This is a genomic window from Marinobacterium mangrovicola (genome assembly GCF_004339595.1).
In the GTDB taxonomy this organism is placed as follows: Bacteria; Pseudomonadota; Gammaproteobacteria; order Pseudomonadales; family Balneatricaceae; genus Marinobacterium_D; species Marinobacterium_D mangrovicola.
In genome coordinates this window covers 459,628-475,718 of record NZ_SMFU01000007.1, presented here as the reverse complement: position 1 = coordinate 475,718, position 16,091 = coordinate 459,628, and the positions used below count along the sequence as shown (strand labels likewise).

At 56.6% G+C, this 16,091-nt stretch carries 15 protein-coding genes; 3 read left to right on the top strand and 12 right to left on the bottom strand.

The window, feature by feature from the left end; translation table 11 throughout:
- Positions 1–86: 86 nt before the first annotated feature.
- Complete coding sequence (gene aqpZ / locus CLV83_RS03030) at positions 87–803, bottom strand: aquaporin Z (protein WP_104002498.1); 717 nt, start codon at positions 801–803, stop codon at positions 87–89.
- Between the two features lie 555 nt (positions 804–1,358).
- Here aqpZ and CLV83_RS03025 point away from each other — a divergent pair.
- On the top strand, positions 1,359–2,870 hold the full coding sequence (locus tag CLV83_RS03025; RefSeq protein ID WP_207894699.1) for a M28 family metallopeptidase: 1,512 nt from the start codon (positions 1,359–1,361) through the stop codon (positions 2,868–2,870).
- A gap of 106 nt (positions 2,871–2,976) precedes the next feature.
- On the opposite strand, the gene CLV83_RS03020 is transcribed toward CLV83_RS03025, so the two are convergent.
- The 4 genes from CLV83_RS03020 to CLV83_RS03005 form a co-directional block, all read right to left on the bottom strand.
- Complete coding sequence (locus CLV83_RS03020) at positions 2,977–3,198, bottom strand: cysteine-rich CWC family protein (RefSeq protein WP_132287307.1); 222 nt, start codon at positions 3,196–3,198, stop codon at positions 2,977–2,979.
- A 152-nt stretch (positions 3,199–3,350) separates the two neighbouring features.
- Positions 3,351–4,067, bottom strand: a complete 717-nt coding sequence (locus CLV83_RS03015; protein WP_132287304.1) for a YebC/PmpR family DNA-binding transcriptional regulator — start codon at positions 4,065–4,067, stop codon at positions 3,351–3,353.
- Positions 4,068–4,223: 156 nt separating this feature from the next.
- Positions 4,224–4,445, bottom strand: coding sequence for a VF530 family protein (locus CLV83_RS03010; RefSeq protein WP_132287301.1), 222 nt, complete (start codon positions 4,443–4,445; stop codon positions 4,224–4,226).
- Positions 4,446–4,551: 106 nt separating this feature from the next.
- A complete protein-coding gene (locus CLV83_RS03005; RefSeq protein WP_132287298.1) occupies positions 4,552–5,454 on the bottom strand; it encodes a LysR family transcriptional regulator in 903 nt (300 codons plus the stop codon).
- A gap of 92 nt (positions 5,455–5,546) precedes the next feature.
- Here CLV83_RS03005 and CLV83_RS03000 point away from each other — a divergent pair, with 92 nt between their 5' ends.
- The gene (locus CLV83_RS03000; protein WP_132287295.1) at positions 5,547–6,563 is read left to right on the top strand and encodes an NADP-dependent oxidoreductase; all 1,017 of its coding nucleotides are present in this window, start codon (positions 5,547–5,549) and stop codon (positions 6,561–6,563) included.
- 117 nt (positions 6,564–6,680) lie between these two features.
- Here the strand turns inward: CLV83_RS03000 and CLV83_RS02995 are convergent, their stop codons facing one another.
- A complete protein-coding gene (locus CLV83_RS02995) occupies positions 6,681–7,472 on the bottom strand; it encodes an IclR family transcriptional regulator domain-containing protein (RefSeq protein WP_132287292.1) in 792 nt (263 codons plus the stop codon).
- Between the two features lie 446 nt (positions 7,473–7,918).
- Between CLV83_RS02995 and CLV83_RS02990 the strand changes: the two genes are divergently transcribed.
- Positions 7,919–9,304, top strand: coding sequence for an HD-GYP domain-containing protein (locus tag CLV83_RS02990; RefSeq protein ID WP_279387516.1), 1,386 nt, complete (start codon positions 7,919–7,921; stop codon positions 9,302–9,304).
- A 313-nt stretch (positions 9,305–9,617) separates the two neighbouring features.
- Here the strand turns inward: CLV83_RS02990 and CLV83_RS02985 are convergent, their stop codons facing one another.
- The 6 genes from CLV83_RS02985 to CLV83_RS02960 form a co-directional block, all read right to left on the bottom strand.
- Positions 9,618–9,935, bottom strand: a complete 318-nt coding sequence (locus CLV83_RS02985) for a prephenate dehydrogenase (RefSeq protein ID WP_132287286.1) — start codon at positions 9,933–9,935, stop codon at positions 9,618–9,620.
- Positions 9,936–10,230: 295 nt separating this feature from the next.
- Positions 10,231–11,511: an OprD family outer membrane porin gene (locus tag CLV83_RS02980; RefSeq protein WP_132287283.1), complete on the bottom strand. Its 1,281-nt coding sequence runs from the start codon at positions 11,509–11,511 to the stop codon at positions 10,231–10,233.
- A gap of 84 nt (positions 11,512–11,595) precedes the next feature.
- Complete coding sequence (locus CLV83_RS02975) at positions 11,596–12,513, bottom strand: MBL fold metallo-hydrolase (protein ID WP_132287280.1); 918 nt, start codon at positions 12,511–12,513, stop codon at positions 11,596–11,598.
- Positions 12,514–12,958: 445 nt separating this feature from the next.
- Entirely contained in the window at positions 12,959–13,807 is an 849-nt protein-coding gene (locus CLV83_RS02970; RefSeq protein WP_132287277.1) for a mechanosensitive ion channel family protein, read from the bottom strand.
- A gap of 10 nt (positions 13,808–13,817) precedes the next feature.
- Complete coding sequence (locus CLV83_RS02965) at positions 13,818–15,338, bottom strand: PhnE/PtxC family ABC transporter permease (RefSeq protein WP_243642263.1); 1,521 nt, start codon at positions 15,336–15,338, stop codon at positions 13,818–13,820.
- Complete coding sequence (locus tag CLV83_RS02960) at positions 15,335–16,090, bottom strand: ATP-binding cassette domain-containing protein (protein ID WP_243642262.1); 756 nt, start codon at positions 16,088–16,090, stop codon at positions 15,335–15,337. Before CLV83_RS02960 ends, CLV83_RS02965 begins: the two co-directional genes overlap by 4 nt.
- Between the last annotated feature and the right edge of the window lies 1 nt (position 16,091).

Here is a 16,091-nt window from a genome sequence, read left to right as displayed (position 1 = left end):
ATCAAGCTTAGAGGTAAGAGCTTGGAGGTAAGAGTTTGGAGGTAAGAGCAAGGCTCCCCATTTAGCGGAAAGCCCTGCCGCCAGGATCACTCAACGGCGAGACTCGCCTGCCGGGCTGGCTTTTCCGCTCCGATAAAGCGGTAAATACTTGCGCCCAGTATCGCTCCCACAATCGGTGCAAGCCAGAACAACCACAGCTGCGCCAGGGCCCAATCACCCACGTAGATCGCCACGCCGGTACTGCGCGCAGGATTGACCGAGGTATTGGTGACCGGGATGGATATCAGATGAATGAGTGTCAGACAAAGGCCGATAGCGATCGGGGCGAACCCGGCCGGCGCGCGGGCGTCGGTGGCGCCCATGATCACGATCAGGAACATCAGGGTCATCACCACTTCGCACACCAGAGCCGCCATTAGGCTGTACCCGCCCGGAGAGTGATCACCATAACCGTTGGAGGCGAAGCCCGAAGACAGCTCAAACCCCGGCTGCCCACTGGCAATAATATAAAGCACCGCACCCGCTACTATGCCGCCAAAAACCTGGGCAAGGATATAGGGCAACAATTCGCTCGCCGGAAAACGCCCACCGGCCCACAGCCCAATTGAGACAGCCGGATTAAGGTGACAACCGGAGATGTGGCCAATGGCGAACGCCATGGTCAGAACGGTCAGGCCAAAGGCCAGGGAAACTCCCAGCAGTCCAATGCCCATACCGGGAAAAGCCGAGGCCAGCACGGCACTGCCGCAACCGCCAAGGACCAGCCAGAAAGTACCAAAAAACTCAGCGCCATACTTGTTCATGTCAACACTCCATTGTTGAGTAGCGGCGTCATTGCCTACACATGAAACACCCAATGCAGCATAGATCAGTTTTGTCTAAATGAAGGGGAAATCGTCTGCAGAGAAACCTGACTCAATCAACGGTTTCTCCTTACCACCCTTTTGAGAGCCCCCAAACAGAGACAGAAGCTCAGCCGTGCCAAGACCTGCTTCCTCGGCTGTAACATTATCGATACATCTGTATCGGAATCGAAACAGCCGATTCTCAAGAAAAACATTTAAATATCATAAATTTAAATAAAAATTGCCAAGCGTATTCCAACGCAATCGTATCGCCCGCTTAACACTTAATCTCACGCCGTCCCTCGCTGAATCAAAAAACCTCACCAATTCAAAAGCCTGCGGGTACCGGCTTGCAAATTGCCTATCGAACCGCGAACGGACTCGCCACCCCCTAATGGCCCGTTGTGCCTCGCAGCCAAGGATAGCGCCGCCACACACAGGCCCAGCATTTGATCCCCGACACTGAAGTGCTTCTGGCGTTGGATTCGGTGCAGTGCTTCACAAGGAGTCCATATGAGACTGCTGAAAACGACCCTGATCGTCTCGGCGATACTCGCCGCCCAGCAAAGCTACTCCGCCGTGCCCATTGATACAGAATCCTATCGCGATGCCGTAAGCCCGGCGGGTATTCTTGACCATATGCTGGAGCTCCAAAGTATCGCCGATGCCAACGGCGGAACCCGAGAAGCATCTAGCCCTGGCTACCAGGCATCCCTGCTGTACGTGCAAGGTCTGCTGGAGGGTGCCGGCTACGAGGTATGGATACAGGAGTTCGATTACCCTTACTTCGAAGAGCAGCAAGCCGCGGTCCTGGAGCAGCTCTCACCTGATCCGTTCATCTACCCCTATTTTGGCTTAGACGGCTTTGCCACCATGACCTACTCCGGCAGCGGAGACGTGACGGCTATAGCTGAAGCTGTCGATCTGTTGCTGCCGCCGGGCAGCGATGCCAACAGCTCAACCAGCGGCTGTGAACCCGAAGACTTCGCAGGTTTCTCCCCCGGCAATATCGCTGTTATCCAGCGCGGCAGCTGCAGCTTTCTGATCAAAGCACAGAACGCCACGGCCGCTGGCGCGACCGGCGTGATTATCTTTAACGAGGGCCAACCGGGACGAACCGATAACTTCCTTGGCACTCTACAGGAACCCAGCATCGCAATACCGGTGGTGGGCGCTGCCTTTGATATCGGTGTTGAACTTGCTGCTGGCGGTGTGGAAAGCCGCATCTTCGTCGATGCGATTTCCGAGAACCGGACCACTGCCAACCTGCTGGCGGATACCCCTGCAGGCCGCGATGATCGCCTCGTTGTCGCTGGTGCACACCTGGACTCTGTATCGGAAGGCCCGGGTATCAACGACAACGGCAGCGGCTCCGGCATGGTTCTGGAACTGGCGCTGCAACTGGCCGCCATGGGTGAACCGGTCAACAAGGTGCGTTTCGCCTGGTGGGGCGCGGAAGAAGCGGGACTCCTGGGTGCCGAGCATTACGTCGCCAATCTGACCAAGCGCGAGATCAAGAACACCGCGCTGAATCTCAACTTCGATATGGTGGCATCACCCAACTTTGTCCGTTTTATCTATGATGGCGACGGCTCGGCCACGGGTATATCGGGCCCCAATGGCTCGGCCAATATCGAAAGAGTCTTCAAGGATTATTTCGACAGCCAGAGCTTAGCGAGCGAACCCACCGCCTTTGACGGTCGCTCCGACTACGGCCCCTTTATCGAGGTGGGCATCCCGGCCGGTGGCCTGTTCACCGGGGCGGAGGAACTGAAAACAGAGGAGCAGGAAGCGATCTATGGCGGGACCGCCGGCGAACAGCTGGACCCCTGCTACCACCTGGCCTGCGACACCTTCGACAACTATAGCTTTGAAGCGCTGGACCAGATGTCCGATGCGGCGGCGCACACGCTGTATACCTTCGCCATGACCACCTCTTCGGTCAACGGTACCGACAGAGGTTCAGACAAATCCATTAAGAAAACTATTGAGCTGGAATACCAGGGCAACATGCTGAAACGCTAACCGCTAAAACTCACGAAAGATCAGGGGCGTCGCCGCAGGCGCTCCTGACTGCAGCGCTGTCCTTAGGCGATTGGCTTTCGGAGAGGCCAGCGTGAATGAGCGCAAGTTACTCAGACAGACGGTTCTGGAACTTCAACGCGCATTCACGGCAAACACACGCCTTGCCTCTTTTCTCGGCGGGGATCTGCGACAGCAGCTCTTGCGGGAATTTGATATCCGGATCATTGCACCAGCAGGTGCGGGCGATATCTTTCTCGCCCAGATTGACGCAGGCATTAGCAGTGCCGCAAAGAGGGCAAACCAGTGGATCAGGTGTTTCGGTGCTCATATCTACCCTCTGAATACCTGTGACTGCCTGATAACGAACCGCGGTTCGGTGATCTGCCGTTTTAGCAGCCCTTAAATAGAAAAGGAGGCGCCTTGGCACCTCCTCTTAACGTTCCCGTTGTGGGACCTTGAACAGACCGCAGTCAGCCGCGATTACATCTCGACGTTGTGGTAAACCTGCTGCACGTCGTCCAGATCGTTCAGGATCGCCATAAACTTCTCGAACAGCGCCACATCGTCGCCTTCAAGACTGGTGTAGCTCATCGGGATAAACTGGATCTCATCGACGTCGAAGTCGATCTCGCCGAAGCGCTCGATCAGTGCGGTCTTGGCCTTGAAGTACTCGGTGTTTGGAGCGAAGACGGTAATTTTACCATCTTCGTTCTCGATATCGGTGACGTCCACGTCCCCTTCCATCAGCGCTTCAAGCACCGCTTCCTCATCGTCGCCGGAGAAGACGAAAATGGCGCAGTGATCGAACATGTGGCTAACGCTGCCCTGAGTACCAATCTTGCTCTTGGTCTTGGTAAACGCCTGGCGCACGTCGCCAAAAGTACGGTTCGGGTTATCGGTCAGACACTCGATAATCGCCATGCTGCCACCGGGGCCGTAACCTTCGTAACGCGCCGGAGAGTAATCTTCACCGCCACCACCTTTGGCCTTGTCGAGCGCCTTTTCGATAACGTGCGCAGGAACCTGTTCCTTCTTTGCACGATCGATCAGGCCGCGCAGCGCCAGGTTACCATCGGGGTCAGTACCGCCCGACTTGGCCGTGACATAGATTTCGCGCCCGTAACGGCTATAGAGCTTGGCCTTCATGTCCGAGGTTTTGGCCATCGACTCTTTGCGGTTCTGATACGCTCTGCCCATGCGGTGAATTCTCCGAAATGATCTTAAAGGTGGCGATTCTACTGCGATCTGCACGATCTGAATACTGCGTATTTCCGCGGTGTGCCCTCTTCCCTGCGGGAGGTCATGCTAAGCTTATAGCGGAAACCTGATGTGGGCCCTGACGCGATACAAGTTTTACTGGCAGAAGGTTTTAATATAAAGCGCTTCAACCTTTTCTCGCGCCCAGGGCGTTCTGCGTAAAAACTTCAAAGAGGATTTGATGGAAGGATCTTTATAAAAGCAGTTGATCCGAATCTCTTCATCCAATCCTTCCCACCCATAGTGCTCCTGCAAGCGCACCAGGATCTTCTCCAGGGTCAGACCGTGCAAAGGGTTATTCGGTTGTTCTTGGCTCATCGGTGGGTGTTCCTGCGGGGCGATAATTCAAAGGCGTAGTCTACCAGAGAAACCACAATCTGAACCCGAATCAGAACCCCAATCAGATGCTGGGGCGCCTGAGCGCCTAAGCAAACAGGGTCGGCAGAAAATCCAAAAAGGCGCGTACTGCGGGGTTCGCACGCCGGCTTTGAGGCCAGACAGCGGTTATCACCCGGTTTTCCACGGTAAATGACGCCAATACAGGTACCAGGGAGCCATTTTCAAGATAAGGTCGAGCGAGGAGTTGAGAGGTCATCCCTATTCCCGCCCCGTTTAACAAAGCCGCAAGCAAGGCATCGCTCGAATCCACAATGATCTGCGCATCCGGTATCAGCTCAACCGCCTTGCTGTCTAGCTGAAACGGCCAGCGCAGCATCTGCCCTGAGCTTTGGAAACGCAGGTTAATGAGGTCATGTTCTGTCAGTTGCTCGGGGTGGCCGGGCGTACCGCGCTTGGCCAGGTAGTCAGGCGTCGCAAAGCAGCGCAGTTTTTGCTCAGCCAGGCGACGGGATAAAAGCCGAGAGTCGGCTAGATCGCCGATCCGCAGGGCAACATCAATCCCCTCCTCTACGAGATCGACAAACTGGTCGTTTAAGCGCAAATCCAGTGTGATATCGGGGTACTGCTTGCGAAATACCGGCAATGCCGGTGCCAGCAGGTGAATGCCCAGCGGCACAGGCGCGGCGATACGCAGCACACCGGAAGGCTCCGCCCGCAATGTGCTCGCAGCCTGTTCAATCTCCTCAGCTGCCAATAGCAAACGCCGAGCCCGTTGATGTAGTTCTTGCCCTTCGGGGGTTAACACCAGCGACCGGGTCGTGCGGGTGAACAGTGCGACTCCGAGCTGCTTTTCCAGCCGCTGCACGCTTTTACTCACCGCCGATGGCGTAATCGACAGTGAGCGGGCCGCAGCAGAGTAGCTCCCCAGATCTCCCGCCCTGGCAAATGCGATAAGTCCGGTTAAGCGCTCAAGACCAATATGTTCCATGATGTCACAACTATGATGATATTCACGTTAATTATAAACCTACGTCACAAACGGTAGCATTTAATTCCTCCACACTCTATTGAGGACCCGTTATGACCAGGATGATGAATGCGATTCGCCAGCACCAATTCGGCGGCCCGCAAGTATTAACATATGAACAAGCCCCCCTGCCGGAACTAAACCCCGGGGAAGTGCGTATTCGTGTGCATGCTATTGGGATAAACCCTCCGGATTGGTACCTTCGAGAAGGCTTTAAGGATCTGCCGCCAGAGTGGCAGCCAACGGTAAAATTTCCGCTAATCCTGGGTAGCGATGTGTCAGGTGTAATAGAAGCCATAGCCGAGGATGTGGAGGGCTTTACCATTGGTGACGAGGTTTATGCCATGGTCCGATTTCCCGAAGGAATGCTTGGCGACAGTAGCGGCTATGCCGAATACGTGACCGCACCGGCCCTTGAGGTTGCGTTAAAACCTGCGAGGATTGACCACCTTCAAGCGGCAGCGGCTCCGATGTCATTACTCACGGCCTGGCAATTTCTGATTGAGCAGGGCCATACCGCTGCCAACCCGTTTCAAAGCCAGCCTCACCAGCCTGTGCCGTTAAAAGGCAAACGAGTATTGATTAACGGTGCCGCCGGTGGCGTTGGTCACTACGCGGTTCAGCTGGCCAAATGGCAGGGAGCTCATGTGATAGCCGTTGCCTCCTCACGCCACCAAAACCTGTTGCACGAACTCGGCGCTGATGAAGTGGTTGATTACACCCAGACCAATGTGGGAGAGCGCTTCAGCGATTTGGATTTAGTGATGGATACAGTGGGAGGACAGCATGCTGAACGGTTTTTGCAAACCCTCAAACCGGCTGGCGCACTCTTTCTGGCCTACCCACTTGGCTTTGATGCTTACGCCAAGGCAGAAGCGCGCAATATTACCGTGTCAGCAACCCAGGTACGCTCTCATGGTGGCCAGCTTCAAACGTTAGCCGGGCTTTTTAATGACGGCACCATAAAAACAGTCATCGACTCTGTTTACCCATTAGTTGAGGCCGCCGCCGCTCATGAGCGTGCCGCGAGCGGCCATCTGCAAGGTAAGATTGTATTGCGGGTTGATTAGAGTGGAAGCTTTTTTGGCAAGAGTCTATCGGCCTGCTCAAAAACTCTTGCCATCAAGCTTGGCAAAGACCGATTTTTTCCGGGTAAAAATGAGCGCAAGCCTACTTTCTACTGGCCTTCAGTCTTCCGAATCCGCCTGCCCATACCTCTCCCCTATCTCCCGCGCTGCGCTCTGCAGCGCGGCCAGATGACGTTCTGCAAACCTTGCCTCAGTCATGTAGTCACGTACACAGATCAGGCTGATACAACCGAGCAGTTGCGAGCCGTTAAGAACCGGTACGGCGATCACGCTGAGGCCATCGTCCGGTTTGGTTTCACCGGTGTAACCGGGTTGGCGAGTGCCGTAGCCCTGCTGGCGGATCTGTTCGATCATGCGGTCGATCCCCTCGTCGGTGATATCGCAGGGCTGTTCCTTGCGGATCGTCTCAATCAGCTCTCGCCGTTCCGCATCCGGGCAATAGGCCAGATAGGTGCGGCCGCCTGCCGAATAGAGCATTTTCACCTTGATATTGAGGCGGCTTGGGTAAAGGGAGATCGGGGTACTGGTGCGGGTGCTTTCGATATAGCGCATGCAGATCCCTTCTCGCACGAACAGGTCCGAAGGCCAGCGCACTTCGTCTACCAAACGAAGCATCACCGGTGTGGCTACATCACAAAGCCGCCAGACGTGGGGTGGGAGCTGGTAGTCTTTTTCCAGCGGCAGGAAGATATTGCAGCGGTAGAGGCCATCGGCGAGGCTTTTGCGGATCAGGCGCTGATCCAGCAGCGTCAGCAACAGTCGCCGTACCGTGGATTTTGGCAGATCCGCCTCGCGAGCAAGCTGGCTCAGAGTCACTCCTCCCAGCCGATTGATCAGTTTAAGCAACAGGATGCCGCGTTCCAGTGATCGGTTGGTTGATGAATCGGCCAAGGTTCAGTCACTCCAATAAAACGTTCAAGCTGATTACGGCGTAAAACGAATCCATGCTCTTCGTATGCTTTCGATCAAGTAAACACCGCTCTCATTATACTGCCGTCCAGGATATCAGCGTCGGCTATCTCGCCGTTGGTGCTGCTCCATGGAAATATCCAGAGCTGAGAGGTCATTAAATTGCTGATTTAGCAGTCGCACAGGTATAACTCTGACGAGTTTTCTTGCCACATTGGAAACTGTCCCATGAGTGTATGCGCGACTGCTTCGAGATCTATGTGGCTGCTCATCAGCCATTAGATTTACGAGTGAGGCTCGTATGCTTCACCATTGATGAAGCATAATCTTATGAATTATAAGAGTTTAATTTATCAATTGTGTGTGTTTCATATCCATAAAAGGTCTACATTGACGGGATGCTTCAGCAACTACAGGCGGGAGAGACTGTGAATCGATTTGAATCAACCGTTGGCGATGGGATGAAGCTTTCGGAACTGATCGCGGCGCTCAGCCATGCACTGGACATGACCGAGGGGCAACCTGCAGGACACTGTATGCGTTGCTGCTGGATCGGAATGCGCATCGCAGAGCAGATCGGCATGTCCGTTGAGCAGCGCTGGGAGCTCTACTACACCCTGCTGCTAAAGGATCTGGGTTGCAGCAGCAACGCTGCGCGTATCTGCGAGCTTTACCGAACCGACGATCTCACGTTCAAGCACGATTTCAAGCGTGTCGATGGCAGCTTGTCACAGGTGGTGCGTTTCGTACTGGGCCATACCGGACTGACAGCGGGAGTGGCGGAGCGCTTCCGCACGATTCTCACGATTATGCGCGATGGCGAGGAGCTCGCTAACGAGCTGATCCAGACCCGCTGCGAGCGTGGCGCAAGCATCGCACGCCAACTGCGCTTTCCGGAGGCGGTCGCTCAGGGTATCCACGCGCTGGACGAGCACTGGGACGGTAAGGGCAAACCTGAGCACCTTGCCGGTGAGCAGATCCCCCTCTATGCGCGGATTGCGCTGCTGGTGCAGGTGGTGGATGTCTTTCAGGTCGCCGATGGCGCTCAGGCCGCAATTGACGAAGTGAGTGCGCGCAAAGGGAGCTGGTTTGACCCGGAACTGGTTAAGGCGCTGCAGTCGTTTGCCGATGACGAGACGTTTTGGGCGGCATTGAGCAGCGAGGATCTGGCCCAGCGAGTATTGGCTCTTGAGCCAGCGCATGACGAGATATCCCTCGATGACGACTATATGGATCAGATCGCTGCGGCCTTTGGTCAGGTGGTGGACTCCAAGAGCCCCTATACCGCTGGCCACAGTGAACGCGTGGGACTCTACACCGACCTGATCAGTGAAGCGCTGGATATCGACCCGGTCCGACGCCGCTGGCTCAAGCGCGGCGCTTTACTGCACGATATCGGCAAGCTTGGGGTCAGCAACTCGATTCTGGATAAGCCGGGTAAGCTGAATGATGAAGAGTGGGTGGCGATGCGCGACCACGCCCGTTTCACCGAGGAGATACTGTCGCGGATCAGCGCATTTTCAGAGCTGGCACGAGTATCGGCGGCACACCATGAACGGCTTGATGGAAAGGGCTATCCCAGGGGTGTCAGCGGTGATGAGATTAAGATGGAGACGCGCATTATAACCACCGCCGATATCTTCGATGCCATCACCGCGGACCGTCCCTATCGCGCTCCGATCCCGGTGCCCAGGGCGCTTGATATCATGCGAGCCGAGATCGGTACCGCGATAGACAGGCGCTGTTTCGAAGCGTTGGAGAGCGCGCTAAAACGGTTAAACATGGACCAGGAACTGCCTGTCGCTGCCAGTTGACTGGGGCCCTATCGACGATCGACGGCCATTGCTCCGAAACCCAGTGCGCCAGCGGTATCCATCATCAGCGATGGCCATGTTTACGTTGTAATCCATCTAAAAAACCGCGTTTATTGCCAGGCGTAGTTATAAATTAGCTAGATAGGCGCTCGAGACTGAGGAAGTTCCATCAACCGCATAACGCGGCTACGGAAGGTACTCACGTATGCTCTCCGCACAGACAACAGAAAGGCGGCGGTTAAGCAAAGCTGTGAGCGATGCTCCCAAAGGTCTGAGTGCAGGGGGCGCCAAACTCATGCGCTCCCCTGTCTAGTTATTTATCGAAGCTTTTAAAACGCGCCAAAGTCTGCAGCAGCAGTTTGAGTTTCAGCGCCAGCTTTTCCAGATCGGCGGTAAAGTTGTCGCTGTCCTGAAGCGCCAACAGGTCCTGCCCCAGTTCCTCAACATACGGCTGGAAGCGAACCGCTTCAGAGCTAAAGCCGCTGCCGGGTTTCAGTACGGATTCAAACTGCGCCAGGTTTTCATTGGCCAGGGCATCGAGCTGGGCATCTGCATCCAGGGCCTGCTGATAGGCGGCCTTGATGCTGTCACGCAGGTGGTTGATCAGGTTTTGGCGGTCAGAATCGTTCATAGCTGTAAATCCAGTAGAGTTTTGCCGGGCTTACCCGTGCCTTTCCGGGCCGGTCGCCATACGGTGACCGCATAGCCAGGCATTAAGGCGGCGCATGATAACGCGGGCTTGCTTGCGCGACCAAGTCACCCTGCTGGATGTTGTTAAGTTTGCAGGCAGAAAAAAGCCGCCTGCTCACGCTAAGATTTTGACGGCATACAAAAAAGTAGGTCGCGTGAGCGGCGGGGGTACAAAAACTCAGATGGATAAAGGGGAATGCGGTGACTCCCCTGCAGCTGCAACAGCAGTTACTGCATCAGAACTTGTAGTTCAGGTGGATACGGGTGTAGAGCAGATCGTCGTTATCGACGGCATCACGGTCAAAGTCCATGTAGGAGGTACGGAAGCGGCCGCTGAGCCCTTCTACACCCTGGAACTGGTACTGGATATCGAAGCCGGCTTCATAACCGCCATCCAGATCCTTGCGGCTGTTGATTCTGCCCTCTTCGCTCTGCTTCCAGCCCGAGTAGATCAGTTTGGTTTTAAGGCCAGGTACCCCGAATCCATAGCCAACACTCATCGAGGTGGTATCGAGGCCAGCAAAGATCTCGTCGATAAAGCCGGATTTATAGCTGCGGAACATCGGCACATGGCCCAGTGATCCCGGGAAGTTGGCCTCATCATCCACCGAGGTGTAACCCAGCTGCAGCTCAACACCGCCGATGGTGGTCTTGGCGTTTACGCCCCAGTAACCGGTATCCGGCAGGTTTTCGTAATCGGCAGTAAGCACCTTCGCGCCGAGCACCCAGCTGGAGTTTGGTACCTTGTAGGTCAGGCCGAGGAAACCGGTATCGTAGGGATCCGCGGTAACCACCGCGGCCGGGGGATCGCCCGCCGGTGTGTCGTTCTCGTTGGAAAGCCACTGGGCTTCGATATTCAGGCCCGCCAGGCTGCTGTTGTTCAGGTAGAGCGAGTAGATCGCATCGTCGTAATCCTGATCTTCCTCGGTTACCGCGCCGTTGGAATCGTCGCCATAGCGCATGTTCCAGCGATCCACATAGATCGCCTTCAATACGGTATTCGGCAGGTCGCGATTTTCGATCACCAGCGCATCGAAGGAGTCCTGCATGGCGAACTCGCCGCTGTTCATCAGTAGCGGGCTGACGATCTTCTGGCGGCCGATACGCAGGCTGGTTGCAGTTAATTCCTTATCGAATGCATATTCCAGGTAGGCCAGTCGCAGATCGGTGGAGTCGATGGAGACACGGCTGTCATCTTCACCACCGGCCACGGTCAGCCCCTTGTCTTCATCATGGATGTTCCAGTCCCAGCCGGACTGCAACCCGACTACCGCCTTAAAGCCGTGAAAACTGCCGGTGGCGTAATTCAGGTTAAGTGCGGAACCGAGGGTATGAGAATTATTCAGTGCCCCCGCTTCGCCCCGGGCATCGGAAGCAGAGCCCTCGACATAGACGTTGCGGATTTCACCGCTGACCTTACCGCCGGTAAGCGCTTCGCGGAAGGAATCCGCCTGTACGTTGGTACCCATGGCAGCCATAACGGCGCTGGCCAGCAGGAGATCACGACTAAATTTCATAGTTACAACCTTTTTAGCATCTTATTGTTATTGAGAGAGCCGGCTCTGACTCTTTGTCACCCACCGGTCGATAAAGCGGCGGGATCAGTAGATATCCAGATCTTCAGCCAGTACGACTTCGCCGTCGTAAAGCGCCTTCACTTCTGTGAGAGTGTTTTCGCGCGGCGCGCTGTAGCTAAGCACATGGGTCAGCACCAGCAGGCCCGGCTTGGCTTCGTTGGCAACGCGGGCCAGCATGTCGGTTTTGGTGTGGGCAGCGGCGTGGTACTTCTGCCAGTGCTCCGGCAGTTTTTCCCAACCCTCTTCACAGATCACTTCATGCACCAGGATATCGGCGCCCTTGGCCATCTCGACCAGCTTTTCGCTGTAGCTGGTATCGCCGGAGATCACGATGGTTTTGTCCGGGGTGGTGATGCGATAGCCAAAGGCCGGGGTGATATCGCCATGGGGGACTTCAAAGGCTTCGACGGTGACGTCGCCATCTTTTACGGTCCAGCCACCCTGATCGTATTCATGGGTTTTGTACTGGTAGCCGGTGGGATCCTTGACCGGGTTGAGACCGGTGGTGCGCAACTCGATATCGCGCTTGGTCATCAGGTAGTAGCCATCGGTCATCTCGTTCAAACCGGTCGGGCCCCAGACACTGATATTACCCTCGGTTCGACGCCACCAGTAGGTAGAGGCCAGTTCCGGGTAGTCCAGAATATGATCGCTATGCAGGTGGGTGATAAACAGGCGCCTGATCTTGGTGGGGTAAAGGGCGTCGATCCCCTTTTTCTGTGCGGCGGTAATCGCGCTGCGGACCATCCCGGGACCCACGTCGAAAATATAGGCTTCGCCGTTATAGATGACAGCGGTAGAGGGGCCAGAGTGGTCGGCATCCGGTACCGGTGTCCCGGTGCCGAGCATCACCACCTGGGTTTCTGCCTGCGCAGAGACGGCAGAAAGACCGAACAGGCCGGCAAAGGCAAGACCAGCGAACAACTTCCTGGGTTTCATCATCAAGTTCTCCAGATAATTATTGTTTTAAGGAGCAGCGAACTTCAAAACGCTCTCTGGCGCTCTTCATAAGGCAAGCGCAAAGGCGCTAGCCACTGCCTGAGTGCTCAGGCAGAGCAGAAGAAAAGCAAGGGTCGGAACCGCGGTGTGAACGAGGGGCAGAGCGACTGTGTGCTGGGTAGGGTTCATAGTGAAGCTCGCTGATTATTATTGTTTTGCTGCATCGATGAGTGCGTCATCTGATGGCTAAGTACTCTTAGGGTTAAAAGTTAAGCGAGATCAGTACCTGGGAAAACTGGTTTTCAGTGTGTGTGCCACCTGATGGCACAGCCTTAAGATAAGGGCCGGTGGATCCTGACACGCCGCCCACAAAAAAGGCAGAGACGCGCTTTTCTCAGCTCGTTCTCTGCCTTTTCGGTTGTGACTGGCGGTGCTGAAAAGCCGGTCCTCAGGCCGCCGGCGGGGGATTCAGCAGACGTACCTCGCGCTGCGGGAACGGAATCTCGATACCTTCCGCTTTCAGCGCATTAAACAGCGACAGGTTCACCTTGTAGAGCAGTTCGTAGTAACGCTCGGTGGGAATCCAGGCGCGGATCCCGATAGTGATGCCGCTATCGGCGAACTTCTCGATACCTACCTGGGGCGTCGGGTCCTGGCAGAGCTCTTCGCTGTACTCTGCCAGCGCCCGGTTCAGTGCGGCTATAGCACGCTCGGGCTTGGCGCTGTAGGCGATATCGATGCTCAGTTCCGCCAGCATATGCTGGTGGGAGTTCTGGATGATCTCGCCGATGATGTGCTTGTTGGGGATGGAGATCTCGACGCCATCCTCGTTGGTCACCATCGTATGTGACAGATGCACCTCTTTCACGAGGCCAGTAACGCCCTGCACACTGATGGTATCGCCGACCACAAAGGGCCGTGTCAGCACAATGGTCAGACCCGCGCTGTAGTTGGAGAGCAGCCCCTGTACCGCCAAACCGGCGCCGAGACCGACGGCACCGATCATGGCCACCAGCGGTGTCACACTGATCCCCAGTTTTCCCAGCGCGACGATCGCCACCATCGCCACCAGGATCACCTTGACGCAGCTGGCGATAAACCGGCTAAGGGTGATATCCAGGTTGTGGCGCTGGGTCAGCGCGAACACCATGCCAGAGATCTTGCCCGCCACCCAAAGGCCGACGAGCATGATCAGAATCGCGCCGACGATGTGGAAACTGTAGTTAACGAAAAATTCCACGACGATGCCGTAGATCTCCTGGAACTGTGCCAGTTCTTGGGTCACCTGCTCTTCCATTGTCTCTTTCCTAGTGGGTTCGGCCCGGTTGCGGCGTATCGGCGCCCGCTGCGCGACGCAGTCGGCGGGATACGGCATCAACCAGTATATTCAGTAGTGCAGTAGCGAGTATCAACAGGAACGCCCGATCGTAACGTATCTCTTCGAATGCCGAGTCGATATAGAAACCCAGGGTGGCGATACCAAGAATCCCCATAATGGCGCTTTCTCTCAGGATCACCTCCCAGCGATAGAAAAGAAAGGCCAGCATCGCCGGAAAGCGGCGCGGGGTTTCCAGATAGGCGTAGCGTTTCAGGCCGCCGGGATCATCGGGCCGCCCCAGGCGGCTGCCAAACTCCGCATCGCTGGCGTTGGCCACCAGGAACGCGATCAGGCCGCCGTTATGCAGCGCCAGCGCCAGCACCGCCGGCAGTCCGGAAGGACCAAACAGCAGCAGGAACACAAAGGCGAGAATCATCTCCGGCATGGAACGTAGCACCAGCAGCAGGAAACGTCCGGGCCAGCGCATCACCGGCCCGGCCAGTGCCTGGCTGGCAAAGGGATAGGTGAACAGCACGACGATAGCGGTCAATACCAGCGCGAGTTGGGTCAGCAGCAGTGTCTGCACGATACCGGGCCAGACCTGGCTGCTGAACATGCCGGCATACCAGTCAGCCGCCTCGCTCCACTGCCCCGCCAGCAGCGCCTTGGGCCAGATATCCTGGCTGATAAACTGCCAGAGATAGCCGCCGTTACTGAAACCGATGGTCTCCGGCAGCAGCCAGATAGCACCCAAAATATAGATCGGTAACAGCCTCGGCCTTAGCCAGAAGCGGATCGTCGCGATCAACAGGATAAAGGCCCAGAGCAGCGCACCCGCTTCCGAGTAGTCGCCCTGCTTGAACGCGGTTTCCAGATGAAAACCGAGCGTCGGCAGACCGATAAAACCGAGGATCGCGCTGGAGCGCAGCGCGCATTCGAAGCGGTAACGGGTATAACTGGTCAGTGCCGGCCAGGACTGCGGGATCAGCGTATAGGCATAACGCTTGATGCCACGCGCACCGGATCCCAGGGTCTCTGCGGGCGCCCTGTCCTGCTGCTCAAAGATCTCGGCAAACACCTTTGCGAACACCCCAGTAAAGGGCACCAGGATCGCCAGCAAGCCGGTGGTGGCACTGAGCCCGTAGACCTGCATAAAGATCAGGCCCCAGAACAGCTCATGCACCGAACGGATCGAGGCGCAGAAGATCCGCACCGCACGCCAGTGGAACAGCATCGCCAGGGCCAGCCCCAGCGGCACGGCCATCGCCACGGCCAGCAGCGCAAAGGCGATGGTCTGCCCCACTGCCTGCAATAGGATCTGCCAGCCGTCCCAATACGGCATCACCAGGCCACGGCCGATACGGCCCAACTCGATCCAGGGATCCACCGAGTAAACTTCGATATCGGCCCAGGGCAGCGCCAGCAAAGCCAGCAGAATCAGCAGCCCGCAGACGGCGTTCAGCGCCCGTGCAGAAGAGTTGCCTCTGGGTTTAAACAGTTGAGAGATCATGAACCGGAGATCGCCCACTCGCCGGCGGGGGCCGGTTCCGCCGGAGGTTCGGGCGTTGGATCCTGCTGATAGAAGCTGTCGAGTTTGGCGTCGTTCAGGCTCGCAGCCGGCGCATCACAGACGATGCGACCGTCCACAACGATGACCAGGCGGTCGAAGTGTTCCAGCGCCAGCTGACGGTTGTGCAGGCTGACCACGGCGGTCTCATGTTGATCGAGCAGATGCTCCAGCAGCAGTTTTGCCTGCAGCGGATCCACCGCGGAGACCGGTTCATCACCGAGGAAAATCGGCTGCTGGCGGTACAGCGCCCGACCGATGGCGACGCGCTGACGCTGGCCGCCGGAAAGCCGATCCACCGATTGCCAGAGCTTGTCGCCAAGCCCCAGTGTCTCGGCCAGCTTTTCAATCTCGGCGCGGTGCTGCGCCAGCGGCCGGATCAGGTTCCAGAGCGCCGGCAGAGTACCGACCCGATCCAGCGCACCCATAAAGATGTTCTGGTAGGTCGACAGCAGATCGACGAGTCCGGTCTGCTGCGGCTGCAGCGCTACCTGCCCTGACTGCTGCTGATGCAGCAGGTTCAGGAGGCTGGTTTTGCCAGCACCGGACGGACCGATCAGCGCGATCTTCTCACCCGCGCTGACCTCCATATCGATGCCATGCAGTATGGGGTTCCGGCCCAGCGTCAGCGACTCGTTCGCCAGCCGAAACACCATTTTGCCTTCGGTTTTACTCTTGGTTTGGAGCGCGCTCATC

Coding starts and splice junctions, on each gene's coding strand:
- aqpZ (WP_104002498.1), bottom strand. CDS start 803: ATGAACAAGTATGGCGCTGAGTTTTTTGGTACTTTCTGGCTGGTCCTT.
- CLV83_RS03025 (WP_207894699.1), top strand. CDS start 1,359: ATGAGACTGCTGAAAACGACCCTGATCGTCTCGGCGATACTCGCCGCC.
- CLV83_RS03020 (WP_132287307.1), bottom strand. CDS start 3,198: ATGAGCACCGAAACACCTGATCCACTGGTTTGCCCTCTTTGCGGCACT.
- CLV83_RS03015 (WP_132287304.1), bottom strand. CDS start 4,067: ATGGGCAGAGCGTATCAGAACCGCAAAGAGTCGATGGCCAAAACCTCG.
- CLV83_RS03010 (WP_132287301.1), bottom strand. CDS start 4,445: ATGAGCCAAGAACAACCGAATAACCCTTTGCACGGTCTGACCCTGGAG.
- CLV83_RS03005 (WP_132287298.1), bottom strand. CDS start 5,454: ATGGAACATATTGGTCTTGAGCGCTTAACCGGACTTATCGCATTTGCC.
- CLV83_RS03000 (WP_132287295.1), top strand. CDS start 5,547: ATGACCAGGATGATGAATGCGATTCGCCAGCACCAATTCGGCGGCCCG.
- CLV83_RS02985 (WP_132287286.1), bottom strand. CDS start 9,935: ATGAACGATTCTGACCGCCAAAACCTGATCAACCACCTGCGTGACAGC.
- CLV83_RS02980 (WP_132287283.1), bottom strand. CDS start 11,511: ATGAAATTTAGTCGTGATCTCCTGCTGGCCAGCGCCGTTATGGCTGCC.
- CLV83_RS02975 (WP_132287280.1), bottom strand. CDS start 12,513: ATGATGAAACCCAGGAAGTTGTTCGCTGGTCTTGCCTTTGCCGGCCTG.
- CLV83_RS02970 (WP_132287277.1), bottom strand. CDS start 13,807: ATGGAAGAGCAGGTGACCCAAGAACTGGCACAGTTCCAGGAGATCTAC.
- CLV83_RS02965 (WP_243642263.1), bottom strand. CDS start 15,338: ATGATCTCTCAACTGTTTAAACCCAGAGGCAACTCTTCTGCACGGGCG.
- CLV83_RS02960 (WP_243642262.1), bottom strand. CDS start 16,090: ATGAGCGCGCTCCAAACCAAGAGTAAAACCGAAGGCAAAATGGTGTTT.